Here is a 26,849-nt window from a genome sequence, read left to right as displayed (position 1 = left end):
CGCGTTGTGGTGAGAGGAGGACGGTGCGGACCCTGCGGTGACGCCGCTACGTGGCCGAGGTCAGAGCAGACGCACCCTCGTCAGACCACAGCTCGCTGCGGAACGCGCGATGCCGGATCGATGCAAACAGCCTGTCGAGCTCGGCAAGGTGCGCGCGGTGGGTCAGTTTCAGTTTTTCAACAGCGAGCATCCGGTCGGCAAATTCTTGCTGCAGCCGCAGCGGCGGTTCCGCAATGTCAATCGACTTAAGCTCATTCGCATTAATATTGGCCATCCCGATAATACTCTTGCACATATTGCGCAAGACCCGCTTTGCATAGGGAGTGTTCATGAAGGCGGCCAAATATTCGGGGTGATTTCGAGAATTCATGCGCACCCGGACGAGATACCCGGCATAGGCGACAGGTTCTTCTCTCCGATAGATAGCAGTCTTTCCGACAAGATCGGCACTGTTGGTGCGATTGAAGAGCACGTCACCCTGTCGCACGATATGCCGATCGCCCACCGCTAGGTGATCCATGTATTTAAGATCACTCAGATCGATCTCCCCCGCTCGCGTCAAGTTATTCATACGCAAGACAGGAATCGTTCCTGATAGGTCAGCCTTAGCGCTCGTGCCGTATGTCGTCGAGTCTACGAGATCGGCGACCTTCCGGATCGGCCAGCTCTTCGGGTTGGTGGCCGGATCGCCGAACATGTCGATGAAGATGGACTGGGCAATATCGTCAAGGAGACCGAGGGCTCTGCGGCGCTTGATGCGCAGCGCATCCACATGGTCCAGCAGTGCCGCAATGCGATTCTGCATGGGCAGCGGCATGTCAGGGATAGCCAGATCGGCAAGGAAAGCTTCAGGGACGCGGCGCTGTCCAGCGCTGCCCGTCATGCGGGCCTCGCCCTGCAAGCGAATAATCGGCTGCCGCAAGAAGTGAAGCAGAAAGCGCGAGTCGAAACGTGACTCGTCCGGCCGCACGACATGGAACTCCGTGGAACCAGCCCCGCGAGCATGCGCAAGATTGGCCTGCGCAATCTTTCCATTCTCGAAGCACGGAGTAATTTTGGCCACCAGCAAGTCGCCATTGGCGAACTGGGTGTAACCCTTCGATACTTCCCCGAACTCCCGGTCCGCACCCTTGCCTGTCGTGCCGCGCTCTGATACATCGGCCATGCCGAGGAACGAAACAATGGTGTGCTCGTGAGGACGATCTGTAAGGCGGGGATTGATTTCCGCTGCGTCTGCGAGTTTGACAGTGGAAATGCTCATCCCAGCATCTCCTTCAGTTCGCTCATACCCTGCTGGATCTCCACCTCAATACCCGCCAGCTCGTCGATGAGCTCACGGGGCGCCCGATGGTCGATCTCCTCATGGACGATCTCCTTGTACCGGTTGAGGCTCAGGTCGTAGCCTTGGGCGGCAATGTCAGCCCGCGGCACACAGAAGCTCTGCTCGGTTCGCGCCCGTTCCAGTTCGCTGCCGTTTCGCCGGCGCCAACGCACCAGCACGTCAGGAAGGTTATTCTTCGCGTGCTCGTCCTCGCTCAGCACGCCGTCGCCGACTAGCGGCCCGAACTTGTCCTCCGGGAGCAGCGGGGTGCGCTTGTCGTCAAGGCTCCAGCCGTCTGCCGTGACCTCGTAGAACCAGACATTGTCCGTGCCACCGCTGTTCGTCTTGGTGAAGAACAGGATCGCTGTCGACACCCCGGAGTACGGCCTGAACACGCCGCTTGGCAGCTTCACCACCGCGTCGAGCTTGTGGCCCTCGACCAAGAGCTTCCGGAGCTCTTTATGAGCCTTGCTGGCGCCGGTCAGAACGCCATCCGGCACGATGACCGCCGCCCGACCTCCGGGCCTAAGCAGCCGTAGGAACAGAGCGAGGAACAGTAGCTCGGTCTTCTTGGTCTTGACCACCTTCTGCAGGTCGGTCGCCGTCGCATCGTAGTCGAGGCTGCCGGCGAAGGGCGGGTTGGCAAGGATGAGCGAGTAACGGTCGGCCTCACCAGCCGCGCTCTGGGCGAGCGAGTCGCGGTAGCGGATGTCGGGGTTCTCCACCGAGTGCAGCAGCATGTTCATGCTGCCAATGCGGAGCATGGTGCTGTCGAAGTCGAAGCCGTGGAACATGCTCTCGTTGAAGTGCTGCCGCTGAGCCGGCTCGAACAACGCCTCTCGGTGTGTGCGCTCAACGTACTCGGCGGAGGCAACTAGGAAGCCTGCGGTGCCGCACGCCGGGTCGCAGATCTCGTCGCCCGGCGCCGGGGCCATCATCTCGACAATCAACTGGATGATGTGCCGGGGCGTACGGAACTGGCCGTTCTGGCCAGCCGTGGCGATCTTGCCCAGCATGTACTCGTACAGGTCGCCCTTGGTGTCCTTGTCGCCCATGTCAATGTCGTTCAGAATGTCGACGGCCTTGGCGAGCAGGTTCGAAGTGGTGACGGTGAAACGAGCGTCCTTCATGTGGTGCGCGTAGGTGGAGTCATCACCGCCCAGCGTGCGCAGCCAGGGGAAGACACCGTCACGCACCCGGGTGAGCATGTTCTCGGGAGACTCGTTGACGAACACCGACCAGCGCAGGACCTGCGTCTCGTCGGTGTAGATCGGGTTCTCCACCGGCTGCCTGGTACGGCTGGCCTTGTTCCTTTTGGCCTGTTCCAGCAGGTCGAGACGCCGGATGAACATCAGGTAGGTGATCTGCTCGATCACCTCCAGTGGGTTGGAGATGCCGCCGGACCAGAAGGCGTCCCACAGTCGGTCGATCTTGCTCTTCAGCTCACCCGTAATCACCTGAAGCAGGTTAGCGGAGTCCGCCGACAGTCGTGTCCAAGAGCGATCAAGACCCAGCTGGCAGCGAACCATGGTGGGGTATCCGTCGCTGGCGGGTCACCCCAGGTAGGGGTAGGCGCCGACGAGGTAGTCGCCGATCTGCTGGCGCATGCTGGCGTCGATGTCGTACTGGTCGAGGTCATCGGGCCGAACGAAGCGGACGCCGTCGGCCTCGTCGTTGATCGTGGGCTCACCACCGACAGGGCGGCCGGTGTAGGTGTTCTCATACTGCTGGCGGATCTCGCCGTCGGTGCAGGCGACGATGTGGTTCGGGTTGGTGTAAACGCTCAGGAAGCCGGTGATCTCAGCGACGATGCCCGTCTCCTCGAGGCACTCGCGCACGGCCCCTTGGTCGTCGACGACAAGCACGTTGCTGGCGGGGATGAGAGTGTTGGCCTTGGGGGCATTCGGGTCGTTGTAGTACTCAGTCCTCCCCATCGGCGGTCTCCTCCTGGCCGGCGTCCAGCGTCGCTCTTCGACTCAAGCGTTCTGAGCGTAGTTCGCGCCGCATCGGCCGGTGGTCCGACCTGTCGATCCTGCCGCCTTGGATCTCGTCCTCGGCTACAGCTCTCGCAGACCAACCAGCACCCTGCCGATCAGCAGTGGGTCGGAGATCGGGCCGGTAGCGTCGGTGGGTTGCCCACGTTCCTTGGCCTGCCCTGTGCGGCCCGGACCGGACTGCCCGGAAGCGTGAAGGAGAAGTTCCGCCCAGACGACCTTCCCGACCGCCGTGGCGGGGTGGTAGTAGCCCCAGCGGTTGGCCATCTCGCTCACCAGGAACAGCCCGCGTCCGCCAGTGGCCTCCACGCCCACCTCTCGCCGTACTGGCGGCCGGGGATCGTGGTCTGCGACTTGGACGAGCAGGCCCGTTCCTGTCAGCTGGAGTCCGAGGGTGAAAGTGCCGACGTTGGCCAGGCTCGGGTATCCGGTGCTCTGCGGCTCGTTGTCGGCCGGATGCCGGACCGCGTTGGTGGTGAGCTCGGAGACGATGAGGTTGGCCGTCTCGATGACAGCGCCCGGGATCTGCCACCGGCGCAGGATGTCGGCGGAGTGCCGGCGGGCCCAGGGCACGGCGTTCGGGGTATCGGCCAAGGTCAGGTGGCTGATGTACGGATGGCCTTGAGACATGAGGTGCCTCCCGCTCGGGCTGCGTAGGCGTGCAGGTGCCAGCTGTTGGCGTTGATCAGTGGTCCCGCCGTCCCGTGGTGGCCGGATTGCCGGCCACCACGGTCAGAGGTCCTGTGCGCTCCCGTGCGGATCGCTCGCGGGCTACGCGGCTACTTCGTGGCGACCACGTAGACGCTGGCCCACTGGCGCTTCGGGTTGGCCATCGTGGGGTCGAAGGTCCACGGCTCGACGGTGCGGAAGCCCGCCTCGGTGAAGAGCTGGGCGAGCTTCTCGTGGTCGTACGCCCAGTAGTGGGGGTTGTAGGTCGGGTCGTCGTCCTGGTCGCGGAAGACGTAGTTGATGAGGTCGAGGTAGGTGTTGATGTCGTCTCGGCACTGCCGCTTGGCGTACCACCGGTCGATCATCTCGGCGGCCCGGTCCGGCGGTGCCGGGTACTGGTTCAGAACGAAGGAGGCGTCGGGGACGCCGGTGATGAGCTGGCCGCCGGGCGTGAGGACGCGGTGGGCCTCGCGGGCGTAGGACTTGGCGGAGCGCGGGTAGTCGATGTGCTCCAGGAAGTGCTCGGAGAAGATCGTCTCGGCGCTGGCATCGGCGAGCGGGATGCCCTCGCGTACGTCCCACAGGAGGTCGGCCGGCGGGACGATGTCGATGTTGAAGAAGCCGTCGATGCGGTGTCCGCCACCGCCGATCTGGACCTTGGCGGGGCCGGGCATGAGGACACAGTCGGGCAGGGCGGCGACGCTGGCCCGGTGGTGGCGGTGCAGTTCGACTTCCTTGACGGCCGCCCGGAGGGTCCGGGCGAGACCGTGCGTGGTCGCGGGCGAGTCGAGGGCCTGTTCGAGTTGGGCGAGGAGGGCTGTTATCTGCTGGTCGTGCGGGCTCATCGAGGGTCTCCCTTCCTGGGGCGCCTGGGTGGTGGTCAGGTGGTTCGCGAGCTGAGCTGGTCGATCTTCCACAGGCCCAGCCCGTTGCCGGGGTGGTGCTGGCCGCCGTCCGTGAAGTCGGTGTCGAAGTGCTCGACGGGCTCGGGCAGGTGGAACGGGGCCGCCTGAAGGTTGAGCGGGCGCCAGTGGGTGTCTGCGGTGTCGCGGTTCTCGGCCACACCGACGTAGGTGGTGGCGAGCAGGTAGGTCGAGCGGCTGGCGGTGACGCCGTCGAGGAACGCGAGCACCTCGTGGTGAGTGAGGTGGACGAGGCAGTCCCGTGCGATGACGAGGTCCGCAGTCGGGATGCCGTCCCTGCTCAGGTCGGCCTGCCGGAAGGAGATGCGCTCGCTGCCGTGCCGTTCCTGGTTGAGCTGGACGAGGTCGGGGACGACGTCGAGGCCGACATAGCCGTCCAACTGATCGAACCCGTCGACCTGGCGGATCCAGTTGACGTCACCGCATCCGGCGTCCGTGACGGTGCGGATCGGATAGCGCGCGAGAACCGAGGAGAGGGCGGCCCGGACGGCCTCGGTCTGACGGATCTCGGAGCCGGGACCGGAGACCGACTCGGGAGATCCCCAGTGGTTGGTGCGGTAGATCTCGGTGAAGAGCGTCTCGGCGGGTTGCGTGGGTGCCGGCCAGTCAGCGGTGGACTGGGTGGCGGGGCCGTGGGTGGGCATGCGTCTCCTCTGCGATCGGTCATCGAGGGGCGTGGGGCAGCGGTCAGCGGCTGCTGTTGCGCATGAGCGTGTACTTGATGTCGACCAGGCGCGGCGCGATGCTGAGCGCCAGCTGCTCGGTCGGGTGGAGGTGCCCGGCGTCGTCCGGCTCGGCACGCCAGACGCGGTAGTCCAGGTTCGGGTAGGCCGGGTTGATGCCGATCTCGCCCTTGGGCATCGTGCCGTTGAACGGCACGACGATGTCCATGTGGTTCCAGTAGTTCCAGGCTTGCAGGGCCTTGTGCTGATCGAAGTAGAAGTAGAAGTCGGGGTAGCGGCCGAAGCTGCGGAGTTCGCGGTGGATGAGGTGGCCGAGCAGCGGGCCGAGCTGGGTAGCGAGGCTGTCGAACTCCCAGCGCGTGCGGTGCCAGGCTTCCGGTACCTGGCCGCTGGTGAAGAGCCGGGCGGCGACGAGGTAGCTGATCCGCTCGACCAAGTAGGTGCGAGCGTGGTCAGCGTCGATGGTCGGGTCCACCCGCTGCAGAAGCGTCGCCAGCTGCTGCGGGCGGGGGCGGAACCTGGCGAGGTTGAACTTGCCGGCCATGTCCGGGAAGGAGGCGAACAGCATCTCCTTGTAGAGCCAGTTGTTGAACTCCCCGAGGTCGGACAGCTGTCGGGTCCGTTCGGAGGTGGAGTGGAGCATCAGGTACTCGGCGAGGGCCTCGAAGTAGAGGTAGCCGAGGATGGGCAGCCGCGGGATGGCCGCATCCAGCAGCTGGAAGAAGCCCTCCGTGGCCACGGTCGAGCCCTGGTAGACGATGCCAGCGGCCAGGGCCAGGAACGCGGCCGAGTTCTTGATCCGGCCGACGACGGTCTCGCGCAGGTGGTGCCGCTCGGTCTTGCTGAGCAGGTACTCCAGGTCGGTGTAGATCTGCAGGTGGATCGAGCCCAGCCGCAAGTAGTCCACGCCCGCCAATCCGCGGTACGCCTGGGGCGGCGCGATGATCTCGAAGATCAACGGTGTGGGCGCACGTCCGCTCAGGCCGACCTTGGCGAGGGAGGCCGGGGCCTCCTTGGTGAGGACATAGGCGGCCAGGTTGTGCATGCGGAAGCCGTGCTCGGTCGGTGTGAGCGGCGCGCAGTAGATGCTGCCGACGAGGCATCCACCGGAGGGGTAGAGCACCCCCTCCTCGCTGATCTCTTCCAGGGCGTGGGTGACGTGGAGCAGGTGCAGCTCGCCGTCGCTACTCAGGCTGTCGAAGAGCGCATTCTTGCGGAGCAAGCTGCCGTTCGGCGTCTCATCGGTCAGGCGCTTGTGCCAGGCGGCCGTCTGGGCTGCCAGTGGGTCGTCCTGCCCGGCGTCGGGCAGCAGCGCGGAGTCGAAGAAGGCGTGCGCGTCGGCCCACAGGTCGTAGGCGTTGCGGAGGCTCACGGCTACACCAGCCCCTTCTCGGCGAGCGCGAACAGGACGGCTTCGGCGCTGCTGGCTCCTGCGAGGTGCGCGGTCTCGGAGACGGTGACGAGGTCGAAGGCCACGGCGCGGAGCTGGTCGAAGGCCGGCTCCCGAACGTGACGCGCCTCGGGCCACCAGCTGAGCTTCGGTAGGCGGTAACGGTCGAGTGCGTCGGCGGCCTTGACCAGGTCGCAGATGAGTTCGGCTCGGTAGTAGTCGACCTGGTCGTCCAAGTCGAAGGCCCAATACGGCACGTCGTGCAGGCGGATGGCGGTAGCGGCCTGGATGATCCTCCGGGGCGTCGCTACCAGACCGAAGTGGCTCCAGACGGTGTCGGCGTTGGCTGCCAGCCAGATGGCGGCGCGAGCGCCGTGGCCACGGTCGTCCTTGTCGTGCAGGCGCTGGCAGTCGTGGACGGCAGCGGCCATGACGACCGTGGCAGTGTCGGTCTCGTCCAGCTCGTGGATCTCGGCGAGCAGGGCGGCCAGCCCAGCGGTTCGCATGCTGTGCCGGACGCCGTGAAGCGAGTCGTGGAGGCGGGGCTCCGCCATCCACGACGCCGGAAGTGCGGACCGGCTCAGGAGGTGCTTCGTGGCCGGCCGCAGGGGTGGCGGCCAAGCCACGCCGAGGTCGGGCCGATTGGCCCTGATCCATTCGACCGTGGCCGGGTCCATGTACTGGTGGTGCGGCAGCTGCCGTCGGGCAGCCAGGTCGACCAGATTCGTGGCCCTCGGGGTCGTGCTCATCTGTGCCCACCCCCTTCTGGTGGTCTACCGCGGTGACAGGCTCCTACCGGATCGGCGCGGCCTGTGCCTCGCGGGCCTTGCGCTCCTGCTCGGCGGTCTCGAACGCAGCGGCGAAATCGGCCAGTTCCTGCTCGCTCATCAGCGGCACGCCGAGTTCGGCGGCGACATCGATGATCTGGGCGCTCGCCTCGTCGCGGGCAGCGTCCGAGGCACCGTCGTCGAGCAGCACCTCGAACTCGGTGTGGTAGCCCCATGCCTCGCTCCACTTGAGCGCGATCTCCACGCCCTGGTAGCGGAAGTTGTGGCGAAAGTTGAACGCCTCGTGCATCGCGTCCTCGAAGCCGAGGGCGTTGAACACCTTCACGGCCACCGGGACATCCTCGCGGGCGATGGCGAACTCGGTCTCGGGAAAGGCGGCGCCCTGCCCGATTCTGCTGCCCTTGAGGGTGATCTTGGCGGTGCCAGCGGCGATGTTGTCCGTGACCTTGAGCAGCTGCTCGGGCAGCACGTAGAAGTAGATGTGCTTGGCGTCGTCGCCCAGGTCCTCGCCGTCTCGGCTCAGACGGTCCATGAGCCGGTCGTGGGTCTCCTTGTCGAAGCGGGCACGCATCTCGATCTCGACAGCCACGGTCGTGTCTCCTCGATTCAGGCATGGCGAATCCAGCCGAACCAGGACGGGTGGGCCCCTGGCTGGTCCGGATGGGGCGGTATGGAGTTGGTGGTTGGTAGCGGGTGGTGCGGCCAGCTGCTACTTCGTCGGCCGCACCACCCGAGATGGTCAGCCCAGGTCGCCGAAGCGCTCCCGGATCACACCGGCGTGCAGGTAGTTCGGCAGCGGGACGCCGCCGACCGCCACGCGGGTGGTCGCCACCTGGTCCTCGGTCTCGCTCTGGAAGCCCTCCAACAGCTGGAGGCACTGCTGCACCCACTCGCGGGACTTGGGCCAGTCGCCGGCGTCCCGCAGCCGGACCGCCAGCGCGTAGGCGGTCTCGGTTGCCGCCCACCGGTCGGTTGCCAGCTCACGCTGGAAGATCGACTCCAGTTCTTCGGCGGAGGCCAGGCGGGTCTGGTTGGTCATGGTGCCCTCTCAGATCAAACGGTGGTGCCCCGGTGGTGATCAACGCAGCGGCGTCCCAGCAGTGACGCCGCCGTCCGCCATCAGTTGGTGAAGATCTCAGCCAGCGTTCGGTACTCGTGCAGCTCGTCCTTGTCGAACCACAGCTCGACCTCCTGCGCGGCCTCCTCCTTGTTGCCGGAGGCGTGAACCAGGTTGGCCACGGCCTTACCGACTGCCACGCTGCCCGCAGAGCTCATGTGCGAGAGGTCGCCGCGGATGGTGCCGGCCGGAGCCTGGTTCGGATAGGTGCTGCCCACGATCTTCCGGACGGTGGCGATGGCGTCGTAGCCCTCCAGCACCAGGGCGATGACCGGCCCCTGCTGCATGAACGTGGCCGTGAGGTTGTAGACCTCGGCCCCGAGCCGCTCTTCGAGGTCGAAGTAGTGCTTGCGGGTGAACTCCTCGTCCATCCACTTCATCTTGACGCCGACGATCTTCAACGCGGCGTCCTCGAACCGCGAGATGATCCTTCCCCCGAGGCCGCGCACCAGCGCGTCGGGCTTGAGCAGGACGAGCGTGCGCTCGACCGTGTGGACCTGGTCCTCGGCCATCAGTTCCCTTTCGGCTTACCGGCATACGAACATGACGCTCAATCAGTTCGCGATGAACTGAGGTTACCGGCGGCGGCGAGCCACTTTTGGCGCTCCAGCGCGCCCTTCGAATGAGTGAACCTGGTGCGGTTCAGCGGGCGCTCGCGCCACTGCACCGCCCGCACGGCGGTCTCGCGGGCCGAATCGCCCAACTCGCTGTCCTGCTTCGGGTGCTCACCTAGAATCTCCGAGGGGTTTGGTACGACTGCTCTGGCTCTCCCGGAACCGCCCCCAAGGCTCAAGTGGACTGGATCGCAACGGCCTTGGGATACGACTGCAAGTCTTCCGGCTTCCACGCCGCGCGACGATGAAGCACCGATGCAGTCGATGTGCATCTTCGACGCATACCCCGCGCATCAGAGCGGCCACGACGGAGAGGGAACGGCGTTGGACGTCATCGAGGTCTGGAGCGGTCGTTACGCCTGCCTGCTTCAGTCCGCTCTTCGCCTCACCAACGAGGTGTTTGCCGGCCAACTCGGGATCGCTGTAAGGACGGTGGCCACATGGCACGCCGATCCCTCCGTGGTCCCGAGAACGGAGATGCAGCAACTCCTCGACGCTGCATACGAGAAGGCCCCGAACGCGGCCCGCCAGCGCTTCGCGCTCTTGGCGGCGAGGGAGGACACCGGAGGAACCCGTGAATCCGGCACGCCGGCTGCCCAAGCGTTACGGGTAGCCATCTCGGTCGTCGTCCGGCAGAGCGATGTCCTACTGGTCTGCCGACGCGACGACGACACATCCGGAATCACCTGGCAGTTCCCGGCCGGGGTGATCAAGCCCGGTATGAAGCCGGAGACCGCGACCGTCTGGGAGACGCTGGACGAAACGGGAGTCCACTGCGCGGTCCGCCAGAGCCTCGGCAGCCGCCTCCATCCGGTGACGGGAGTGCTGTGCGAGTACTTCCTGTGCGAGTACCTGGCCGGTGAGGCGACCAACAGCGACGCCGTCGAGAACGTCGACGTGATGTGGGTTCCTCGAAACTCGGTGACCCGTTTCATCGACGCCGATACGATCTTCCCACCCATCCTGGCCGCCCTGGAGGAGCAGACGTGACACAGCAGACTGCCGAGGAACGCCGGGGAATCGCCGCCGCGATCGTGGTCCACGAGGGCCGCGTACTGATGGTCCGGCGGCGAGTCAGCGAAGGCCAGCTCTCTTGGCAGTTCCCGGCCGGTGAGATCGAGCCCGGCGAGTCGCCCGAGCAGGCGGCCGTCCGCGAGACAGCGGAAGAGACCGGGCTCGGTGTGTCCGCAATCAAGTTGCTGGGTGAGCGAGTACACCCGAAGACCGGCCGACTGATGTCATACACAGCCTGTGATGTCGTCAGCGGCACTGCCGAGGTGGTCGACACCGAGGAACTGGACCAGCTCGCATGGGTAGCTCTCGCCGAGATCCCCGAGTACGTTCCGTATGGGTTGTTCGAGCCGGTTCAGGAGTACCTGTACGCCACCCTTGATCGCTGATCAGACCTCGACGGAACGGCCCTGCGGGCGACCCGCCGGTTGGCGTGTCGCCCGCAGGGCCGTTGGCCTGGATTCGGGTGGCTTCCGGCTACTCGCGATACTGGCGTTCACCACCGCTCCGACGCCGGTCCTCGTTCGGTGACCGCGCAGATAGGCTCCGCGACCATGACCCCAGTCCACCTCGCCGGCTCCCGCCTGACACTGCGCGAGATCGAACACGCGGACGCCGACGCCCTCCTGGCCATCTACGGCGACCCCGAGGCCACCCGGCACCTCAGCTTCGAACCCCGCACCCGAGACCAGGTCCAGGCGATCGTCGACCGCTCGATGAACTCAGCGAAGGACAGCCCGAGGACCGAGTACGGCCTCGCCGTCGCCCACCTTGGTGAGCACCGACTGATCGGGTACGCGCGTCTGGCAACCGAACCCCAGCAGGCCGCCACCATCGGCTTCGCCCTCCACCAGGCGGAGTGGGGCAAGGGACTCGGCACCGAGACCGTCCGCCTCCTGTGCGAACTCGGCTTCAACGTCCTCGGCCTGCACCGCATTTGGGCCGCACGCTCACCGCTCAACGAAGCGTCCGCGCGAACGCTCCTCCGTGCCGGCATGACCGAGGACGGGCGCATCCGCGACCACGTCTTTGTCCACGGGGCCTGGCGCGACTCGATAACCCACTCGATCCTGGAGCACGAGTGGACACCGGTCGACGGCCTGGGGGCCGACAGGGTAGTCGCGTCCGATACTGCGGAGATGCCGCGGGTTCCCAGCAGCTCGTCCGACGACAACGCGCCATAAGAGAGGTGACGTTGTGCTGCGGGCGCGGCACCTGGACCAATCCACACACGGCCGCCGCAAGGTCAAGGCCACGCCGCCGCCTGTCCGTTCGACCAAACGCTCGTCCGCGTTCAACGACGCGGCGTCGACAATGCTGGACGACGACGCGAGCCTCTGCTACTACGCCGTGGACCTACCCGTCCCAGCGCGTACCGTAGGCCCCTTGAAGAACACGGGGGCGTAGCCGTCCATGTGCGGTTCCGCCCGTTGCATCCGGTGCAGCGATCCTCATTATGGCGTAGTGGCACGTCGCCTTCTTTACGGCCTGCAGATCGTTGCACTGCTTCTGCTTATGGTGGGCTGGAGCAGTGTCAGTAGTGATCGCGCAGGATGTGATCCAGGTAGACCTGGAGCTGGTAGATGTGCGAGTCGCTGAGCTCGTGCAACTTGACACCGATCCCGAGGATCGTTCGCTCACGCACGGGAACTCTGCGCTCATACTCGGTCAAGGCGACTCCAAGCAGGACGGCCGTCTGCAAATTCGGATGCGCCAGGTCGTTCTCGATCTGCGAGATGTGTCCCGCCGAGACCCCCACGTCATCCGCGAGTTGCTGCTGGGTGAGCCGGAGCCTGGTTCGACGACGACGGGTTCGACGGCCTGCCGGTAGGCGGTCCGCAGGTGGGTGAGGACGAACAGGGCGGTGGACAGCAGGGCGGCGGCTGCCGAGCCGTCCTTTCCGCCTCCGGCATACAGGAGTTCCTTGGCGGCCGAGCGGAGGGCTGCGGCCTGCTGGTGTTTTGGCGATACCGGAGAAGGGCGACCCAACCGGCCAACTGGCAATCAGCGACTTGCTCGAAGCCTGCGCGGCGGCCAAGGAACCGTTGCCGGACTACGACGAGACCCTCCGCCGGTTCAAGACCGGGCAGACGCTCAACTCGAAGATCACCGTTGCTGAATGGCTTGACCGCTGGCTCGCCGGGCGTAAGCGCCTCCGGGTCACCGGTCTCAAGCGGTACGAGTGCGACGTCCGCGTCCACCTCAAGCCCCACATCGGCCACCTCCGGCTCGACAAGCTCCGGGTCCACCACCTGGACGCGATGTTCGACTCGATCAACGAGACCAACATCCTGATCCAGGAGAAGAATAGCCAACGGCGGTCCGTCCAGACCGAGTTGAGGTCCATCCCGCACCGCGGCGCGGAGAACCGCGCCCGCCGCAAGTGGCTGCGGGCCCAGCTCGACCAGATGCCGCCCTTCCGCCGCATCACCGGGCTCAACACCCAGCCCCACATCAAGGCCACCGGCCGCGCGGCCCTTAACGTCGCCATCGCGCAGCAAGTGATGTCGCCGTTCAACCCGTTCGAGCACGTCGAGCTGCTGCCCGGCACCAAGCCGAAGGCGCTCATCTGGACCGAGGAACGGATCGCTCGCTGGCGGGAGACTGGCGTCAAGCCGAGCCCCGTCATGGTCTGGACCCCCGAGCAGACCGCCACCTTCCTCGACTTCGTCGCGCACGACCGGCTGTACATGCTCTGGCGGATCATCGCCTTCCGTGGCACCCGCCGTGGCGAGGCGTGCGGCGTCCGCTGGGAGGACTACTCCGCCGCACAGCGCTCTCTGGCCATCGCCACCCAGCTCGTCCAGGACGGCTGGGAGGTCCTGGAAGGCGCACCGAAGACCAACTCGGGCGTCCGGGTGCTGTCCCTCGACAAGGGGACCTTCGACGGCCTCGAAGAGCACAAGGTCCGCCAGGAGAACGAGCGCGCGGCCTGGGGCGACGCCTGGCAGAACACCGGCCGGATCTTCACCAATGAAGACGGCTCCATCCTCCACCCGGGCAAGGTCAGCGACCTGTTCGACCGCCTCGTCGAAGCAGCCGGGCTGCCCCCGACCCGCCTCCACGACCTCCGGCACGGCGCCGCGACGATCATGCTGTTCGGCAAGATCGACCCCAAGATCGTGGCCGAGACCCTCGGGCACTCCGACACCCGGATCACCCGGGAGGTCTGCCAATCCGTCCTCGACGACCTCAACCGCGAAGCCGCCGAGAAGGTCGCCGAACTGGTCCCGCACACCCGCCGACCGCTCGCCGCCGTCCCCGACGACAGCACCGCGCGGGCGATCCCGCAGATGCGCCCACCGACCCGCCCGGCCGAGACCACCACCGACGAGGCGAAGACGGCCTAACCCTCAAGGTCGGCGAACGGCTCCGCGACAGCACGAACGCTGTCCCGGAGCCGTTCTGGCGTGGCCTTCATCGTTCCCTGGTCAGATCGTGGCGAAGTCCCGGACCGTCGCCGACCCGGAGCGGATGACATAGGTCCAGCTCCCCGGAGGGGTCTCCTCGGACTGGCTGCGGATGCCGTCCACGTCGACGTTCTCCGGCCAGGACGTACCGAACTCGGACCACCGGACACCGGCGAGGTCGATCCCACGCAGGTCGGTACCGCTCAGGTCGGTACTGGTGAAGTCGTGGAGAAAAGCGGTGACGGCTTCGGCCGTCGCCAGAGGGATGTCCCGATCCAAGTGCCGGGCCATGGTCTTGCGGGCCTCCATGACACAGGTCGCGACGAGGTCCTCGGCCCGCAGGTAGGCATGGTCGATCGCGGCGACGGGGGACCTGTCCGTTTTCGGGCGATGTACCGCTTCGGGATCCGCCAGCCAGCGCAGCACTGCGGATCGGGCACAAACCACGGCGTAGTCGAATTCACGGAGCCGGTCGCGGACAGAGGACGAGAGGACGAGACCGTCCCCGTACTGTCGACCGACCTTCTCGACGACTGAGGCAGTCTCCGAGCAAAACTCCCGGATCCGGGCGAGTACGTACTCCAGATGCCGTTCGATGATCTCGGCGCGCCGGCGCGCCTGCGGCGACCGGAAGTCGGTGCCCAGATCCTCGTCGAGCCTGGTCGCCTGGGACTGGTCCACCGTACCGACGAGGCGGAGGACTCGCTGGAGGACCCCGTCGGCGTGGATCACCGTCGGGAGGTTCCGCACGAGCAGGCGCTCACGGGGATCGGTCAGACCGATGATGTTCAACGCGCCCTGTTCCAGCGGCTCCATGCTTGGTTCGAGGGCTGCGGGGGTCAGCGGGGTCAGCAGGATCTGTGCCAGGCCCGCTTCCACGTCCATCACTTTGCCGAGCCGGTCGCTGAAGGAACGGGCGTACCGCTCGATGAGAAGCTCGTCGCGCGCGGCCTCCACCATGTCCGCTTCGAGCGCCTTGAGGTCCTGCTTCCGCTTAAGCTGGGCCTTCTGCATGATGTCGGCTTCGAGCGCCTTGAGGCGCTTCCTCCCCTTGCGCTGCCGCTTGAGCTGGGCCTTCCGCATGATGTCGTCCCACTTGGTCACTGTCCCTCCCCCTGTTCGACCATCCTCTGCCTGACGGTGGCGCGCGCTTTCTTGAGGCTGGAGCGCACCGCTGACGAGCTCATTCCTCCGCCGATGACCTCGGCGATCTCCGCAGGAGTGAACTCGGCGATGGCCCAGCTCAGTACCTGCCGCTGTCGAACCGGTAAGGCCCGGACGATCTGCAGCATGATGTGTCGGGTCTCCAGCTCCCGGATCGCGTCAGGCTGCGGAAACAGGGCCGAGGGCTCAGAAAGCTCATCGTGGGACTCTTCCCGGCTGGCTTTCTTCGACCGACGCAGGAGGCTGTTGGAGGCGGCCCGGAAGACCCAGGCTCTCCGGTGTGTCACTCCTCGCCAGTGCCGGTGGATGTCTCCCATCACGTCCTGCACGATGTCCTCAGCACCCGTGCGGTCCGCGCCCTGGTTCAGCAGGAAGCCGACCAGTTGCGGAGTCGTCGACCGGTAGAAGTCGGCGAACGCGATGTCGACTTCCATCTGGTCGTTGATCGTGCCGCTCAAGGGACGCGCGGCCGGAACAACTCCTGCGGGCTGCTCACTGCTTTCGGCTTGGCCGTGATCACTCACGCCTGCCCGCCCTCCGCCACCGGACCATCCGACCGGATCATCAACGTGATCCGGTGCCCGGCAGGGCTCACGTCTTCCAGAACCGCTTGCCTGGTAGCAACCAAGGTGACGGCGAGCCTGTCGAGCGACCGGCGGTACGTGGTCTCCCGGCGTTCCCTCTCCCTGAGCCGCAACCACAGTGCCATCACGACGGCGCCCTTGCCGATCATCGCGGTGGCCACGATCGCCACCGCTGTCATCCCGTCCACGACGCTCCCCTCCTCGGCCGGCGAACCACAACCGCGGCCCGCCAGAAGTTAAGGGGCCTTTGGATCCGGCTTCGTGAACTCGCGCAACCATGATCTTCTGCCGTCTTCCGAGGAGAGCGATTCACAGGCCAGCCCCGCGCGAACCCCAGCCCCACCAAGCTGTCGTTGTAGAGGTCCGACAGGCCCGTGTCCATGCACGCAAACGGGCCCGGCGCCTCTCCGGCCACACCTTGCAGTGCAATTGCGCTGGTGGCCACACTTCGGCCGCACCTGGCCTCCGGCGGAGCAAATCGACGCGGACGGCAACCAGCCCCAGCGCCCGAGAAACGACAAAGGCCCAGGTCAGCGGCTATCTGACCTGGGCCTCTCTCTGAGCCGCCTATGGGATTCGAACCCATGACCTACGCATTACGAGTGCGTTGCTCTGGCCAACTGAGCTAAGGCGGCACCGCTGCCGGGAGAGACCGGGCTGGTGGGCCCAGGGTCGCATTGGCAACGCGGGTCAGTCTACACAGTTTCCGGGGGTGGTCCGTACGCGGTGCTGGGTGGGCGGGTCAGGCGGAGGAGACGGCGAGCTTCGCGGCGAAGCCGGCGAAGAGGACGGCGACGGAGGAGGTGAGGCCGGCGGAGAGGCGCTTGCGGCGGCGGAAGGCGTTGGCGAGGGAGGTACCGGCGAAGATCAGGAGGGAGAGGTAGAGGAAGGAGAAGGTCTGCAGGACGCTGCCGAGCAGGGCGAAGGAGAGGGCGGGCGCGCCGTAGCCGGCGTCCACGAACTGGGTGAAGAAGGTATCCCCGAGCTAGACATAATCGTCTGACACGAAGGGGGCCGGCATGAGTCCGGAGACGTTCGCGGGCGCGCGCGACCCGCACCGTCCGTACGCAGGGATGCGAGGCGGACTGTACGCCCGCAAGAGCGAGTACCGCGGCAAGAAGAACAGCCGCAAGCGGTCGGTCGCGGAACAGCTCACCGCCGGGCGGGCTGACGCTGAACGGCTGGGCGTTCAGGTCGGGGAGCAGGGAGAGTATGTCGACGACGGCGTCTCGGCTTCGCGCCACGCGGCGAACCGGGAGCGGGGCGACTTCGAGCGATTGCTTGACGACATCGAGCACAAGCGGCTCGGCATCGTGTTCGCGTGGGCGTCGACGCGGCTGCAGCGCGACCTCGCGGTCTATGTCCGACTCCGTGATGCGTGCGCCGCCGCTGGGGTGCTGTGGTGCTACGGCGGCAAGGTCTACGACCTGTCGAACAAGGACGACCGGTTCCGGACCGGCCTCGATGCGCTGGTCGGCGAGCGCGAGGTCGATGAGCTGCGCGACAACGTGATGCGCGCGCTGCGATCGAACGCGGTGGCCGGCCGTCCGCAGGGGCGTGCGCCGTACGGGTACCGGCGGGTGTACGACGCGAAGACGGGCGCATACCTCCAGACGGAGCCTGAGCCTGACGAGGCGAAGATCGTCGAGGAGATTTGCGAGAGGGTCGCGGCGGGTCAGGCTTACGTCACGATCGCTCGGGACCTGAACGCCCGGGGAGTGACTCCGCCCACCGAGTTCTGGTCTTCGAAGCAGGTTGAGCGAGCCTCATGGATGCCGGTTGGCGAGCACCCCGCGCATGCGGAAATCAGGGCCGAGGTGATCCGCCGGTTCGCCAAGTCGGAGCTGCCGGTTACGGAGATCGCCAAGGAGATCGCCAAGGACTTCAACGAGCGCGAGGTGCCTCTGATCATGGCACGTTGGTATCCCGCGACGATCACCCAATTCGCCAGCGACCCACGCTACTTGGGCGTTCGCACCCACCACGGCATAGCCACGAACACTGAGGCTTGGCCGCGGATCACCGACCCGTCAACTCATGCCCAGTGCCTCGCCGTGATCGACAAGCGCCGCAAGGTGAAGACCTACAACACCCGCCCCGGGCGCGCGAAGTACCTCCTGCCCGGCAACGCGGTGTGCGATGACTGCAGCGCACCCCTGTTCTCTGGAGTGAACGGAGCGAAGAAGACCGCCACCCGCCAGGGCACGAGAAAGCGGCGCCTGAACTGCATGGCTCCTGGCGTTGACGGCAAGAAGGGGTATCACGTCAGCTTCGACATGGAGCTCGCCGACGACCACGTCAAGAACGAGCTGTTCGATTGGCTCGCGTCGCCGGGATTCATCGAGGCGTACGTCAAGAGCGACGAGGAGCGGGCCGGCAAGGTCTCCGACGCTGAGGGCGAGATCAAGGTTCTGACTGCGCGGCTGGAGTCGTTCAGGCAGAGTGCGATCAACGGCACGATGAGCGCCGAGTCGTTCGCGGTGATCGAGGCCGGCATCCTGCCCAAGATCGCGGAGGCCGAGAAGACCGTCATGAGTCTGCGCGTCCCGTCGGTGGTTCGCGGGATCGCCGGTGCGACGCGAGAGGAGATCGCAACAGCCTGGGAGCAGATCGACCTTCCGCAGCAGCGGCTCATCGTCGAGACGCTGCTCGAAGTTCGGATAAAGCCGGTCGGCCGGGGGATCAAACCGGAGTCTGCGGCTCCCTACGTGTTGGTTCGCCCTCGGAAGCTGGCCGCAGCAGCGTAGGGAAAAGGTCGGGCCGCACAGCGTTTGCTGTGCGGCCCGTTGCCTATTCCGGAACGTCTCACCGGCTGTCTCCGTCCGATGCACTCTCCGGGCCCCGGCCAGCGAGCCCGTTCAGCGCCGTCTCAATGGCGGCGGCGCCGGTCGGCGTGATGTGGCGGTCGTCAACCGCGAGCACGAGGTGCTCGGCGGTGGCGCGGACGACGGCCGGCGCACCGGTGTCGAGTCGGACGCGAGTGACGGTGATCATGCAGGTTCCCCTCCTTGCGGGCAGGTCACAGCCCTCGATTCGCAACTGTGTACGAATCGAGGGCCACAGGCTACCCCCGGGAAACAGGGCGGGTCATCTACGTTCCTTTACCAATTCGCTACTGTCCGGATACAGATCCGGATGCCCAGCCGCGCAGCATCTCCTCAACCTTGGGCATGTCCGATCGACGCAGCCCGGGCACGTGCGCGACCACGACACCAACCCGCTCGTCGCTGACCCCGAACGGGTCGCCGGCCACGAGGCCGACATACTGCTCGGCCGCCGCGATCTGCACCTCACGCTCGGTTCGCCCGACGGCTGCGGCCACCGCTCTGACGATCCAGGGCGAGATCTTGACCGACTCGCCGTGGGCGATCTTCCACAAGACGTTATGAGTCAGCGCCTGCTTGGTCTGCGGGTCGATGGCCTTCTCGGCGAGCGACCGATAGGTCACACCCTCGCCTGCGACGGCGTCGCGCACCATGTCGGTGAACGGCGTTGATTCCCACATCGTTTCTCATCCCCGTTCATGTCTCGTTACGCGAACATGCTCATTGAAGCGCACACACACCCGGCTTCACCAGCCGAGATATGCGTTGACGGCCACCCATGGCCGCCCTAGCTTTGCTCTTGTCTCGAAACAGAGACAAGCTCGATGCGCTGAACTGCAGGTTCCTTCGCCCCGCTTGTCTCTGTTCTGGAACAGAACCGGCAGGGGGAACGATGTCCAACACAGCAACGGCTGGCCAGGCTGCACCACCGCAGGCGTGGCCCAACCCCACTGACGATCAGGTGTCACTGATCGCCCGCATCCTTGCGCCCCACATTCACCGGGCGCGCGCAGAGCGCCACACCGCCGGACAGGCCACCGCCGCTGTTCCCGTTCACCGAGCCCACGCTGAGCGGATCGCAGCATGAGCGCCGCGACGGTCGAGTTTCTCGGCCCCCCTCCGCCGGCGGAGACCAAGCACAGTCGGATCGCCCGCGAGCTGCAAACCCGTCCGGGCGAGTGGGCCGTCGTTCAGCGCACGGCCAGCATCGGACGAGCGTCCTCCGCCGCACAAGCAATCCGCTCGGCAAAGCTGCTCGCCTACGGCCCGCCCGGCACCTACCAAGCCGTCGCTCGGACCGTTCAGGCCGGCCGGGCCACCGAGCACCGGGTCTACGCACGGTTCGTCGGCCGCCGCCCGCCGGTGGTGGGCGGTGCGACCTCGTGATCCGCGCCCATCTCCACCCGGACCGGCATACGGTGCGGCTCGACGTCACCGACGCTGCCGAGCGGCTGCTCGACGAGGTCGCGGTCGCGTTCGTCGAGGACGAGCAGCACGTCGCGGCTCTGCTTCGGGAGCTTGCAGCAGCGGCCGGCCACGCCCGGTCGCGGGCAGCCGACCCGGGCGCCCCCGATCACGTCGTCGACCATGCCCGGGGCGCCCGGGATGCGGCCCGAGACCGCACCCGCCGCTCGCTGCGGGCCGCGCTGCACCGGGCCCGGTCCGGGGTGGCCGACCTGCTGCCGGCCCTTGACGGGCTGCTTGCCGTTGACCTGACCTACCGCCGCGCGCTGGATCTCGGGGAGCGGCTCGGCGAGCTGGCCCTCGAAACCGTGGCCGGGCGCCGGGCTGTCGAGCGGGAGGTGCGGTCGTGAATGGCCGTCAGCAGGCGCCCGGGCACGGGCTGCACCTGGCCACCGCGGTCGCGGCCGTCGACGTCGAGGACGTCCGGCAGGCGTGGCGGGCGGCGCAGGCTGCCGGCGAACCGCGGTGGTACCTCGACCTGATCGCTCGTGTCGGGCGGCGCCGGGCCGGCGAGTTGTCGAGGGCGGTCGCGTGAACGGGCCGACCGTCGTCGAGGACGTCGTCGAGGTGCCTCTGCAGCTCGCCATCGACGGGAGCGCGCACCCGTACCCGACCCGCACCGCGCCAATTCGCCGGCGGCGGCGCCGGCCGCGGCCAGCGGTCGAGAACCGGCCCGCGCCCGGGCCCGGTCAGCTCGACGGGCTCGGCGCCGACTCGTGAACCCACCGTGCGCCCCCAACGTCCCGATGTTCCACGCCAACACCTGGGGCATCCCGCACGCCGGCCGAACCTATCCGCCCCCACTACTGAGGACCTGACGAGCCGTGACGTGGTTCAAGATCGACGACACCGCCTACTCGCACCCGAAGGTGCTCACCGCGGGCAACGCCGCGTTGGGCTTGTGGCTGCGCTGCGGCGCCTACGCCGCCCAGCACCTGACCGAGGGCCGTATCCCGGGCGTGGTCGCTGGCATGTTCGGCACGGCACCGCAGGCGGCGCGGCTCGTGCGGGCCGGCCTGTGGCACGCGACCGGGCACACCTGCCCGCGCTGCCCGGTCGTGCCCGCGGGCGACTTCCTGATGCACGACTTCCTGCACTACAACCCGTCGCGGGCAAGCGTCGAGGGCACCCGGCAGCGGGAGGCCGACCGCAAGCGGACGGGCCGCAAGACGCAGCGGGCGCGCCGCGAACAGCCGGCCGATCCTCCGCCGTTCGGCGCCGATCCAGCCGCGGGCGGAGGCGATTCCGGTCCGGATTCCTCCCCGGATTCTGGCGAAAGTGCAGGCCACGGGCCCGTGTCCGGCCCGGACGGGTCGGGGGTGTCCGGGTGGTCCCGGCCCGACCCGACCCGACCCGGTGAGGGTGGCGGGGGCAGTAGTGAGAGTGCAGACCGTAGGGGGCTGCGCTCGACGAACTCTCTCTGCGCTCTGCCCGCCGACTGGGAGCCCGACGACGCGCTGCTCGCCTGGGCCGCGGCGTCCGGGAACCTGCAGCGGCTCGGCCTCGACGGCATCGACGCCGCCACCGCGAAGTGGCGCACCTACCGGGGCGCGGGACCTGCGCGGACCGTGCAGCAGTGGCGGCTCGACTGGCAGCAGTGGATCACCAGGGAGAGGCCCGAGCAGCCTCCCGCCGGCCGCCGCCTGCAAGCCGTGCCCACCGGCGGCCCCACCCGCGCCGAGCAGCACGCCGCCGCGCTGCAGGCCGCCCTCGACCAGATGAACACCACCAGCAACCAGGAGGGCACCGCATGACCCCCGACGAGTGCGCCGCGCTGCTCGCCTACGTGGGCCGCCTCGACCCGCGCGCCGCCCAGCTCGACCCCGCGGAAGCGGCCGGCCAACTGGCCACCTGGTGTGAGCTGTTGCGGGACGTCCCCGCGACCGCCCCGGGCGGGTGGGACGCCGCGGCGACCGCCCGAACCCACATCACCACCTCGCCGTTCCCGATCCTGCCCGTCGACGTCGCCCGCCCCTGGGCCGCGCACCGCCGCGCCCTGCTGGAGCGGCACACCGACCCGGCGCCAGCCGTCGACCCGGACGACGTCGACGGCTACCGGGCCGCGATCCTGGCGCAGCGCACCGCGGTTGCCACCGGGCAGGCCGCGCCGTCGACGTCGCGGCAGCTGACCGGCGGGCCGCACCCGAGCGTCGCCGACGTGCTCGCCGGCCGGATGCTGCCGCCGGCCGCGGCGGACGCGCTCGCCCCGTACCGGCCGGTGCGAGCCGCCCGGGAGGCTGCCGCCGCGGCGGGCCAGCCGGACGCGCTCGCCGTGGCGTGCGAGTGGTGCCGGGCCCGGGCGGGCGAACCGTGCCGGCGGCGCACCTACTCGCGCACCAACCGCGCCGGCACCTGGCACCGGCGCACCACCGCCCACCCGTGCCGGATCGAGGCGGCCGAGCGCGCCGCGGGTGCGGAGCGTGCCGCGTGAGCGCCTACCGCCGCAGCAACCGCCCCCGCGACACCGGCAACCAGCGCGACCACCGGATCACCGCCACGTGGCCGACCGGCCCCCGGCCGGTGCTGTTCAGCTCGCCCGACCGGCGCCGCGTCCTGCGCGTCGCCCGCAAGCTCGCCGACGCCGGCGCGGTCGTCCTGATCGAGGAACACCTCGGCGGGGGCGCATGGCGCCTGCTGCAGCGCCTCGACGGGCCCGCGATCCTGCGCCAGCGCCGCGCCACCGAGCAGGCCCTCGCCGAGACCGCCCGCCAGGTCGAGGCCGACCTGCTCGCCGCGCAGGCCGACCACCGGCAGACCGCCGAGCGAGAACGGCAACTCGATGCCGTCGCGGCCGTCATGGTGCAGCCTCCCGTGCCCCGCGACGGAGGCAACCCGCGTGCCCGAACTGTCGCTCGCGGTAAGGGAATTCGTTGATTTCCACGCCGCGACCGGTCGATGCGCCCCCCATGCGCGCGGGTGTCCGCGCCCACCCTTCCGAAAGGTCACAGCCCGTGTCCCTCCCCCCTCGTGTGCTCGTGCATGAGACCCGCGCCGCGCGGGTCCTGCCCGCGCCGTCCCCCCTTCACGTCGTGGCCGAGACGCTCGACACCGTGCGCGCCGAGCTGCGCGCCGCGGGCCGCCCGGCCGCCGACGCCGCCGTGACGGTCGACGCCGCGGGCGCGCTCGTCGTCGAGCACGTCCTCGACCCGCGGGACGCCCGGTGAGCGCCCCCACCGCCGGCACCCGGTCGGACGTCGAGTCCCTGCTGTTCCTGGTCGCGCAGGCCGAGCGCGGCCCGCTGCTGCCCATCGAGGCCGACCTGCTGCGCGCCGCCGTCCGCGACATGGACCGCTACCGCCGGTGGTGCGAGCAGTGGAGCGCCCTACACATGCGGCTCAGGCGCACCGCCGCCCAGCGACTTCGGGCACTGCGGCGGGCACTGGTGCGGGCGCAGCACGGGCGCGCCGTCGAGGCCGAGCTCGCCCGCGTGCGCGCCGAGCAGGCCCCGGCCGACCCTCAGCAGTACGAGCAACTGCTCGCCGCGCAACTGCTCGACGGCTGGACCATCGCCCGCGCCGCCGCCCGCCTCGACCCCGTCACCCGCCGACACCTGGTGGACGTCGCGGCGAACACCGCCAACACCACACAGGTTCCGGCCCCCTGAGACCGGCCCGGGCGCCCCCGTACCGCGACAGCGGGGCGCCCGGGCCACCAACTCACCACCCGCACAAGGACTTTGGAGAGCATCCGTGCACCCTTCCGCCCGCGTCCGCCGAGCGGTCGAGCAGCTGCGTACCGTGCGCAATTCCTGGGGCGCGCTGCTCGTCGCCATCGAGACCCCGCCCGCCCCGGAGTGGCCGCCCGCCCAGCTGTCCACCCACCTCGCCCGGCAGGCCGCCGACGAGGTCGAGCTGCTCGTCGCCGACCGGGCGCCGCTCACCCTGCGCCAGCACCCCGCGCCGGCGAACCTCGACGCGCTCGACGCCGCCGTGCGCGTCGAGACGCTGCTGTTCGACCTGGCGGACACGCTCGCCGCCGCCGTGCAGCGCCCCATCGGGGCCCGCCGCACCGCCGCCCCGGGGCGGCCCGCCGGCCGCGCCCTCGACGAGGTCGACACCGACGACCCGCGCCGCTGGACCTTCCGCAGCCTCACCGATCCGGGCAGCCGCCGGCACGGCCTGCACTGGGCCGCGGTGTGGGTCGAGGGTCGGCTGCTCGACGAGGACACCGCCCCGGAGCAGCACGCCGGCGCCTACAGCCGCGGGCTCGCTCTGTTTGACGTGCTGCCCGAGTACCTGCGACACGAGGCCGCGCGGGTGGCCGGGCAGTGCGAGCGCATCCTGCTCGCCGCCCTGCAGCTCGACGCCCGCTCCACCGCCATCGGCCGGCCGTGCCCGTGGTGCTCGGGCGAGCTCACCCTGCACACCGACCCCGACCGCACTCCGCAGGTCACCTGCTCCACCGGGCCGACCTGCCCCGCCCCCACCGACACCGACGAGGACGAGCGGCGCACGTGGCGGGGCGCCGAGCTCGTCGAGCTGCTCGCCGCCCTCGACAACCCGCCCGCCGCCGGCCGCGCGGCGTAAGGAGCCGCCTGCCGACAGGTGCGGGCACCGTGCCCGACACTGCGCCGGCATGGCGCGTGCTGCTGTGGACCGGCCGCTCTCGACGCGACGAGGGCGCCATCGCTGTCGCCGGGCGCGCCCGAAAGAACTCCACAGACTTACGGCCCGTCACTCTTCCCCGGTGACGGGCCGTTGCTCTACCGGCGGCTGCCCGCCCGCCGCACTGGCACCGCGATGGCGGCAAACCCGGTGCCGAGCAAAGTCATGGCCGCCGCATCGAGCTGCGGGTGTCGGACCAGAATGACGACCATCACGCCTGCCGCCAGCCCCGATCGGGCGAGCTCGATCACGTCAGCCGGCGCCCACTTCTCACCCGTCGATCCGCCCGACGGCCTGTCACTACTGCCCACTCCAGAGCTCCCCTTTCAAAGCCGGTGTTCCGGCTGATCCGTGGGCGGCGCCGCTCCGCAACCAGTCTGACAGGCACGCCAGGTCGGATGAGGTCGTGATTTGAACCACACTTCATACTTTGAAGGCGCGGCACGAACGGCACCCTTTGAGCACTTTTGGCGTACCTTTCCCCAACCTTTGATTCCATTGCCCCGGCGGGAAAACTCACCCAAATCTTAGGTTCACGCCCCCGCCAAGGTGGCCCCCACAAGAAGGGTGAAGGTCTTCGCCTTCGATTGCCTCGTATAATTTTCTTTATCCGAGGCTAACCGGCGTTAACAGGGGCGATGACGTGGGTGAACCCGCCGCCGACACCGACCGCAACGAGGACCGCCGCCCGCACGCGGCGAGCAAGAGGCACGACATCATCGCGCCGCGATCGGCCGAGGCAGCTCGACCGCGTCAAAGATCACGGCCGGCCTGACTGTCAGTCGGTTCCATCGGCGGCGCCCCGAACCTGACCGAAGAACGCGAGCAGGTCGAGGTCGGCAAGGTCGTCCAGGTTTTCCGCCGCGTCGACCCGCAGACGGCCAACGGGCAGTGGACCCCAGGGCATGACGATCACCTCGACGCCGACACCGTCGAACGCGGCGACGACATGCAGGCCACCCTCGACGAGCTCGCGCAGGAGGTCCTCAACGAGGAGATGCCCGCCGACAAGCGCGACGCCACCACCGCCATGTGCGCGCTGCCGCGGACCAGCCACCCCGGAGGCGACGTGGACACCGTCGTTGCCGCGGAGCACACCCGGAACTGATTCTCGAACAGGCTTGCGCCGTTATCGGTCCGTGACCTAGAGTTGGAGGCGCTTCCGGCGTGCCCGGAACGCGAACCACCGGGCCTGCCGTCGCCACCGCGACGACGGGCCCGACTCGTCACCCCACCCCGGGCCGCCACTGCGGCCCCAGGAACCCGAACCCCGCCCCCAGCAGCGCACCCGTGGTCGCATCGAGTTCGCGGTGCACCACCAGCACAGCCACCAACACGGCCGCCACGGCGACAACGCGCGTGATCTCCACCGCCACACCCGTCGCCCGTGCCGGCGGGGCCGGTTCGGACTGTTCCACCTCGTTCAACAAGAGCTCCCCGACTCGGGGCCGGTCTCCCGGCCGATCAGTGGGGCGGCGCCGCTCCGCATCCAGTCTGACACCACGTCAGAGCTGCCCTGACGTGCAATCTTGCACGCATCCCAGTTTCGAAGACAGCACCCGGCGCCCCTCCTGCGTTACCAAGCGCGCTACCGGGTAGCAACCGTCGAATCAAAGGGTAATTCACCAAAAAAACCCTTGATCTAAACGTTGATTAGACGCAATAGTCGCACCCCCTACAGTTTTCGCGGCCTCCAACCTTAGAAGCTAAGGCCACTACTACATAAATGCAGAACAGCGGCACTACGGCGTTACGGGAGGTGGTGTTCCGTGCGCGAGCCCATCACCGATCACGACCGCGACGAGGTCCGTCGCCTGCACGCGTTGGGGAAGAGCCGCAACGCCATCGCCGCCGCGATGCACCGCAGCAAATCAACGGTGTCGAAGATCGCTTTCGAGCACGGCCTCGCGTTCAGTGGCGGCGCCCGGGTCGCACCGGCGACTGCCGCACGACAGGAGGATCTCGCCGAGCTACGCCGCGACCTGACGGCCCGTCTGTACAGGCGGGCCGCCGCGAACCTCGACCGGGTCGAGGCCGACGAGTACGTGCGGGTGGAACTGCTGCCGACCGGCGACACGGTCGAGGTGATCTCGGAGCACCCGCCAGCACAGGATGAACGCCACCACTCGCAGGCGATCGGCGGCTACCTGACCAGCGCGGCCCGGCTCGCCGAGGTCGACGCCGGCACGTCCGGGCACGAGGTGCGCAGCATGCTGACCGACCTGGCGAAGGGCCTTCGCGCGGCGCTCGCCGACGAGCCCGAAGGGGCGGTCGACGGGGGGTGAGCC

At 68.1% G+C, this 26,849-nt stretch carries 34 protein-coding genes, 1 tRNA gene and 2 pseudogenes; 15 read left to right on the top strand and 22 right to left on the bottom strand.

Annotated elements, in window-relative coordinates; all coding sequences use genetic code 11:
* Positions 1-46 precede the first annotated feature (46 nt).
* The 11 genes from ACFYST_RS08415 to ACFYST_RS08365 form a co-directional block, all read right to left on the bottom strand.
* Positions 47-1,261 (bottom strand): restriction endonuclease subunit S, encoded by a 1,215-nt coding sequence (locus tag ACFYST_RS08415; protein WP_387860912.1) that lies wholly within the window; start codon positions 1,259-1,261, stop codon positions 47-49.
* Positions 1,258-2,778 (bottom strand): N-6 DNA methylase, encoded by a 1,521-nt coding sequence (locus ACFYST_RS08410; RefSeq protein ID WP_387860911.1) that lies wholly within the window; start codon positions 2,776-2,778, stop codon positions 1,258-1,260. The genes ACFYST_RS08415 and ACFYST_RS08410 overlap by 4 nt, the downstream gene beginning before the upstream one ends.
* A 96-nt stretch (positions 2,779-2,874) precedes the next feature.
* Positions 2,875-3,255: an NUDIX hydrolase gene (locus ACFYST_RS08405; protein WP_387860910.1), complete on the bottom strand. Its 381-nt coding sequence runs from the start codon at positions 3,253-3,255 to the stop codon at positions 2,875-2,877.
* Between the two features lie 123 nt (positions 3,256-3,378).
* Positions 3,379-3,945, bottom strand: a complete 567-nt coding sequence (locus ACFYST_RS08400; RefSeq protein WP_387860909.1) for an ATP-binding protein — start codon at positions 3,943-3,945, stop codon at positions 3,379-3,381.
* A 149-nt stretch (positions 3,946-4,094) separates the two neighbouring features.
* On the bottom strand, positions 4,095-4,829 hold the full coding sequence (locus tag ACFYST_RS08395; protein ID WP_387860908.1) for a class I SAM-dependent methyltransferase: 735 nt from the start codon (positions 4,827-4,829) through the stop codon (positions 4,095-4,097).
* A gap of 35 nt (positions 4,830-4,864) precedes the next feature.
* Complete coding sequence (locus ACFYST_RS08390; RefSeq protein WP_387860906.1) at positions 4,865-5,551, bottom strand: class I SAM-dependent methyltransferase; 687 nt, start codon at positions 5,549-5,551, stop codon at positions 4,865-4,867.
* 43 nt (positions 5,552-5,594) lie between these two features.
* The gene (locus tag ACFYST_RS08385; protein WP_387860904.1) at positions 5,595-6,962 is read right to left on the bottom strand and encodes a hypothetical protein; all 1,368 of its coding nucleotides are present in this window, start codon (positions 6,960-6,962) and stop codon (positions 5,595-5,597) included.
* Positions 6,963-6,964: 2 nt separating this feature from the next.
* Positions 6,965-7,729: an HD domain-containing protein gene (locus ACFYST_RS08380; protein ID WP_387860902.1), complete on the bottom strand. Its 765-nt coding sequence runs from the start codon at positions 7,727-7,729 to the stop codon at positions 6,965-6,967.
* A 43-nt stretch (positions 7,730-7,772) separates the two neighbouring features.
* Positions 7,773-8,357, bottom strand: a complete 585-nt coding sequence (locus tag ACFYST_RS08375) for a hypothetical protein (protein ID WP_387860901.1) — start codon at positions 8,355-8,357, stop codon at positions 7,773-7,775.
* A gap of 150 nt (positions 8,358-8,507) precedes the next feature.
* Positions 8,508-8,807 carry a hypothetical protein gene (locus ACFYST_RS08370; RefSeq protein WP_387860899.1) on the bottom strand — a complete coding sequence of 100 codons (300 nt, stop codon included), beginning with the start codon at positions 8,805-8,807 and terminating at the stop codon, positions 8,508-8,510.
* 80 nt (positions 8,808-8,887) lie between these two features.
* Positions 8,888-9,397, bottom strand: coding sequence for a nucleoside-diphosphate kinase (locus ACFYST_RS08365; RefSeq protein WP_033346890.1), 510 nt, complete (start codon positions 9,395-9,397; stop codon positions 8,888-8,890).
* Positions 9,398-9,823: 426 nt separating this feature from the next.
* Here ACFYST_RS08365 and ACFYST_RS08360 point away from each other — a divergent pair, with 426 nt between their 5' ends.
* The 3 genes from ACFYST_RS08360 (at position 9,824) to ACFYST_RS08350 (ending at position 11,694) form a co-directional block, all read left to right on the top strand.
* A complete protein-coding gene (locus ACFYST_RS08360) occupies positions 9,824-10,489 on the top strand; it encodes an NUDIX hydrolase (protein WP_387861112.1) in 666 nt (221 codons plus the stop codon).
* Entirely contained in the window at positions 10,486-10,899 is a 414-nt protein-coding gene (locus ACFYST_RS08355; RefSeq protein WP_387860898.1) for an NUDIX hydrolase, read from the top strand. The genes ACFYST_RS08360 and ACFYST_RS08355 overlap by 4 nt, the downstream gene beginning before the upstream one ends.
* Positions 10,900-11,064: 165 nt before the next feature.
* Positions 11,065-11,694: a GNAT family N-acetyltransferase gene (locus ACFYST_RS08350; protein ID WP_387860896.1), complete on the top strand. Its 630-nt coding sequence runs from the start codon at positions 11,065-11,067 to the stop codon at positions 11,692-11,694.
* A 509-nt stretch (positions 11,695-12,203) separates the two neighbouring features.
* Here the strand turns inward: ACFYST_RS08350 and ACFYST_RS08345 are convergent.
* Positions 12,204-12,548 (bottom strand): annotated as a pseudogene (locus ACFYST_RS08345) (helix-turn-helix domain-containing protein); the annotation flags it as partial.
* Here ACFYST_RS08345 and ACFYST_RS08340 point away from each other — a divergent pair.
* Complete coding sequence (locus ACFYST_RS08340) at positions 12,523-13,860, top strand: tyrosine-type recombinase/integrase (RefSeq protein WP_387860894.1); 1,338 nt, start codon at positions 12,523-12,525, stop codon at positions 13,858-13,860. The pseudogene ACFYST_RS08345 and the gene ACFYST_RS08340 sit on opposite strands and share 26 nt — an antisense overlap.
* A gap of 81 nt (positions 13,861-13,941) precedes the next feature.
* Here the strand turns inward: ACFYST_RS08340 and ACFYST_RS08335 are convergent, their stop codons facing one another.
* The 5 genes and pseudogenes from ACFYST_RS08335 to ACFYST_RS08315 form a co-directional block, all read right to left on the bottom strand.
* The gene (locus ACFYST_RS08335) at positions 13,942-15,024 is read right to left on the bottom strand and encodes a hypothetical protein (protein ID WP_387860892.1); all 1,083 of its coding nucleotides are present in this window, start codon (positions 15,022-15,024) and stop codon (positions 13,942-13,944) included.
* On the bottom strand, positions 15,021-15,608 hold the full coding sequence (locus tag ACFYST_RS08330) for an RNA polymerase sigma factor (RefSeq protein WP_387860891.1): 588 nt from the start codon (positions 15,606-15,608) through the stop codon (positions 15,021-15,023). Before ACFYST_RS08330 ends, ACFYST_RS08335 begins: the two co-directional genes overlap by 4 nt.
* Positions 15,605-15,856, bottom strand: a complete 252-nt coding sequence (locus ACFYST_RS08325; protein WP_387860889.1) for a hypothetical protein — start codon at positions 15,854-15,856, stop codon at positions 15,605-15,607. Before ACFYST_RS08325 ends, ACFYST_RS08330 begins: the two co-directional genes overlap by 4 nt.
* Before the next feature lie 373 nt (positions 15,857-16,229).
* Positions 16,230-16,303 (bottom strand) — tRNA-Thr (locus ACFYST_RS08320).
* Between the two features lie 107 nt (positions 16,304-16,410).
* Positions 16,411-16,644 (bottom strand): annotated as a pseudogene (locus ACFYST_RS08315) (LysE family transporter); the annotation flags it as partial.
* 43 nt (positions 16,645-16,687) lie between these two features.
* Between ACFYST_RS08315 and ACFYST_RS08310 the strand changes: the two are divergent.
* Entirely contained in the window at positions 16,688-18,415 is a 1,728-nt protein-coding gene (locus tag ACFYST_RS08310; protein ID WP_387860888.1) for a recombinase family protein, read from the top strand.
* A 58-nt stretch (positions 18,416-18,473) separates the two neighbouring features.
* On the opposite strand, the gene ACFYST_RS08305 is transcribed toward ACFYST_RS08310, so the two are convergent.
* Both ACFYST_RS08305 and ACFYST_RS08300 read right to left on the bottom strand, forming a co-directional pair.
* Positions 18,474-18,662 (bottom strand): hypothetical protein, encoded by a 189-nt coding sequence (locus ACFYST_RS08305; protein WP_387860887.1) that lies wholly within the window; start codon positions 18,660-18,662, stop codon positions 18,474-18,476.
* 118 nt (positions 18,663-18,780) lie between these two features.
* The gene (locus ACFYST_RS08300) at positions 18,781-19,173 is read right to left on the bottom strand and encodes a hypothetical protein (protein ID WP_387860885.1); all 393 of its coding nucleotides are present in this window, start codon (positions 19,171-19,173) and stop codon (positions 18,781-18,783) included.
* A 403-nt stretch (positions 19,174-19,576) separates the two neighbouring features.
* Between ACFYST_RS08300 and ACFYST_RS08295 the strand changes: the two genes are divergently transcribed.
* The 9 genes from ACFYST_RS08295 to ACFYST_RS08255 all read left to right on the top strand — a co-directional run bounded on the left by ACFYST_RS08295 (position 19,577) and on the right by ACFYST_RS08255 (position 24,483).
* Entirely contained in the window at positions 19,577-19,879 is a 303-nt protein-coding gene (locus tag ACFYST_RS08295) for a hypothetical protein (protein WP_387860884.1), read from the top strand.
* Positions 19,876-20,307 (top strand): hypothetical protein, encoded by a 432-nt coding sequence (locus ACFYST_RS08290; RefSeq protein WP_387860883.1) that lies wholly within the window; start codon positions 19,876-19,878, stop codon positions 20,305-20,307. Before ACFYST_RS08295 ends, ACFYST_RS08290 begins: the two co-directional genes overlap by 4 nt.
* On the top strand, positions 20,304-20,492 hold the full coding sequence (locus ACFYST_RS08285) for a hypothetical protein (protein WP_387860882.1): 189 nt from the start codon (positions 20,304-20,306) through the stop codon (positions 20,490-20,492). The genes ACFYST_RS08290 and ACFYST_RS08285 overlap by 4 nt, the downstream gene beginning before the upstream one ends.
* A gap of 289 nt (positions 20,493-20,781) precedes the next feature.
* Positions 20,782-21,711, top strand: coding sequence for a mucin-2 (locus ACFYST_RS08280; protein WP_387860880.1), 930 nt, complete (start codon positions 20,782-20,784; stop codon positions 21,709-21,711).
* A complete protein-coding gene (locus ACFYST_RS08275; RefSeq protein WP_387860878.1) occupies positions 21,708-22,388 on the top strand; it encodes a hypothetical protein in 681 nt (226 codons plus the stop codon). The genes ACFYST_RS08280 and ACFYST_RS08275 overlap by 4 nt, the downstream gene beginning before the upstream one ends.
* On the top strand, positions 22,385-22,831 hold the full coding sequence (locus tag ACFYST_RS08270) for a hypothetical protein (RefSeq protein ID WP_387860876.1): 447 nt from the start codon (positions 22,385-22,387) through the stop codon (positions 22,829-22,831). The genes ACFYST_RS08275 and ACFYST_RS08270 overlap by 4 nt, the downstream gene beginning before the upstream one ends.
* 155 nt (positions 22,832-22,986) lie before the next feature.
* Positions 22,987-23,121: a hypothetical protein gene (locus ACFYST_RS08265; protein ID WP_387860874.1), complete on the top strand. Its 135-nt coding sequence runs from the start codon at positions 22,987-22,989 to the stop codon at positions 23,119-23,121.
* Positions 23,118-23,561 (top strand): hypothetical protein, encoded by a 444-nt coding sequence (locus ACFYST_RS08260; protein WP_387860872.1) that lies wholly within the window; start codon positions 23,118-23,120, stop codon positions 23,559-23,561. The genes ACFYST_RS08265 and ACFYST_RS08260 overlap by 4 nt, the downstream gene beginning before the upstream one ends.
* 85 nt (positions 23,562-23,646) lie before the next feature.
* A complete protein-coding gene (locus ACFYST_RS08255) occupies positions 23,647-24,483 on the top strand; it encodes a hypothetical protein (protein WP_387860870.1) in 837 nt (278 codons plus the stop codon).
* A 176-nt stretch (positions 24,484-24,659) separates the two neighbouring features.
* On the opposite strand, the gene ACFYST_RS08250 is transcribed toward ACFYST_RS08255, so the two are convergent.
* The 3 genes from ACFYST_RS08250 to ACFYST_RS08240 all read right to left on the bottom strand — a co-directional run bounded on the left by ACFYST_RS08250 (position 24,660) and on the right by ACFYST_RS08240 (position 25,988).
* Complete coding sequence (locus tag ACFYST_RS08250; protein ID WP_387860868.1) at positions 24,660-24,812, bottom strand: hypothetical protein; 153 nt, start codon at positions 24,810-24,812, stop codon at positions 24,660-24,662.
* A 527-nt stretch (positions 24,813-25,339) separates the two neighbouring features.
* Positions 25,340-25,657, bottom strand: a complete 318-nt coding sequence (locus tag ACFYST_RS08245; protein WP_387860866.1) for a hypothetical protein — start codon at positions 25,655-25,657, stop codon at positions 25,340-25,342.
* Positions 25,658-25,787: 130 nt separating this feature from the next.
* Entirely contained in the window at positions 25,788-25,988 is a 201-nt protein-coding gene (locus ACFYST_RS08240; protein WP_387860864.1) for a hypothetical protein, read from the bottom strand.
* A gap of 342 nt (positions 25,989-26,330) precedes the next feature.
* Here ACFYST_RS08240 and ACFYST_RS08235 point away from each other — a divergent pair, with 342 nt between their 5' ends.
* Positions 26,331-26,846 (top strand): helix-turn-helix domain-containing protein, encoded by a 516-nt coding sequence (locus tag ACFYST_RS08235; RefSeq protein ID WP_387860862.1) that lies wholly within the window; start codon positions 26,331-26,333, stop codon positions 26,844-26,846.
* Positions 26,847-26,849: the final 3 nt, after the last annotated feature.

This window comes from Kitasatospora sp. NPDC004614 (genome assembly GCF_042873675.1).
Classification (GTDB): domain Bacteria; phylum Actinomycetota; class Actinomycetes; order Streptomycetales; family Streptomycetaceae; genus Kitasatospora.
Note: the sequence above shows the minus strand (reverse complement) of the source record. Positions and strands in the feature narration are given on the sequence as shown.

Bases quoted from the DNA above. Each gene is read 5' to 3' on its own strand.
- ACFYST_RS08365 (WP_033346890.1), bottom strand. From the start codon at position 9,397: ATGGCCGAGGACCAGGTCCACACGGTCGAGCGCACGCTCGTCCTGCTC.
- ACFYST_RS08310 (WP_387860888.1), top strand. From the start codon at position 16,688: ATGAGTCCGGAGACGTTCGCGGGCGCGCGCGACCCGCACCGTCCGTAC.
- ACFYST_RS08370 (WP_387860899.1), bottom strand. From the start codon at position 8,807: ATGACCAACCAGACCCGCCTGGCCTCCGCCGAAGAACTGGAGTCGATC.
- ACFYST_RS08275 (WP_387860878.1), top strand. From the start codon at position 21,708: ATGACCCCCGACGAGTGCGCCGCGCTGCTCGCCTACGTGGGCCGCCTC.
- ACFYST_RS08380 (WP_387860902.1), bottom strand. From the start codon at position 7,729: ATGAGCACGACCCCGAGGGCCACGAATCTGGTCGACCTGGCTGCCCGA.
- ACFYST_RS08405 (WP_387860910.1), bottom strand. From the start codon at position 3,255: ATGGGGAGGACTGAGTACTACAACGACCCGAATGCCCCCAAGGCCAAC.
- ACFYST_RS08300 (WP_387860885.1), bottom strand. From the start codon at position 19,173: ATGTGGGAATCAACGCCGTTCACCGACATGGTGCGCGACGCCGTCGCA.
- ACFYST_RS08415 (WP_387860912.1), bottom strand. From the start codon at position 1,261: ATGAGCATTTCCACTGTCAAACTCGCAGACGCAGCGGAAATCAATCCC.
- ACFYST_RS08295 (WP_387860884.1), top strand. From the start codon at position 19,577: ATGAGCGCCGCGACGGTCGAGTTTCTCGGCCCCCCTCCGCCGGCGGAG.
- ACFYST_RS08390 (WP_387860906.1), bottom strand. From the start codon at position 5,551: ATGCCCACCCACGGCCCCGCCACCCAGTCCACCGCTGACTGGCCGGCA.
- ACFYST_RS08350 (WP_387860896.1), top strand. From the start codon at position 11,065: ATGACCCCAGTCCACCTCGCCGGCTCCCGCCTGACACTGCGCGAGATC.
- ACFYST_RS08305 (WP_387860887.1), bottom strand. From the start codon at position 18,662: ATGATCACCGTCACTCGCGTCCGACTCGACACCGGTGCGCCGGCCGTC.
- ACFYST_RS08400 (WP_387860909.1), bottom strand. From the start codon at position 3,945: ATGTCTCAAGGCCATCCGTACATCAGCCACCTGACCTTGGCCGATACC.
- ACFYST_RS08395 (WP_387860908.1), bottom strand. From the start codon at position 4,829: ATGAGCCCGCACGACCAGCAGATAACAGCCCTCCTCGCCCAACTCGAA.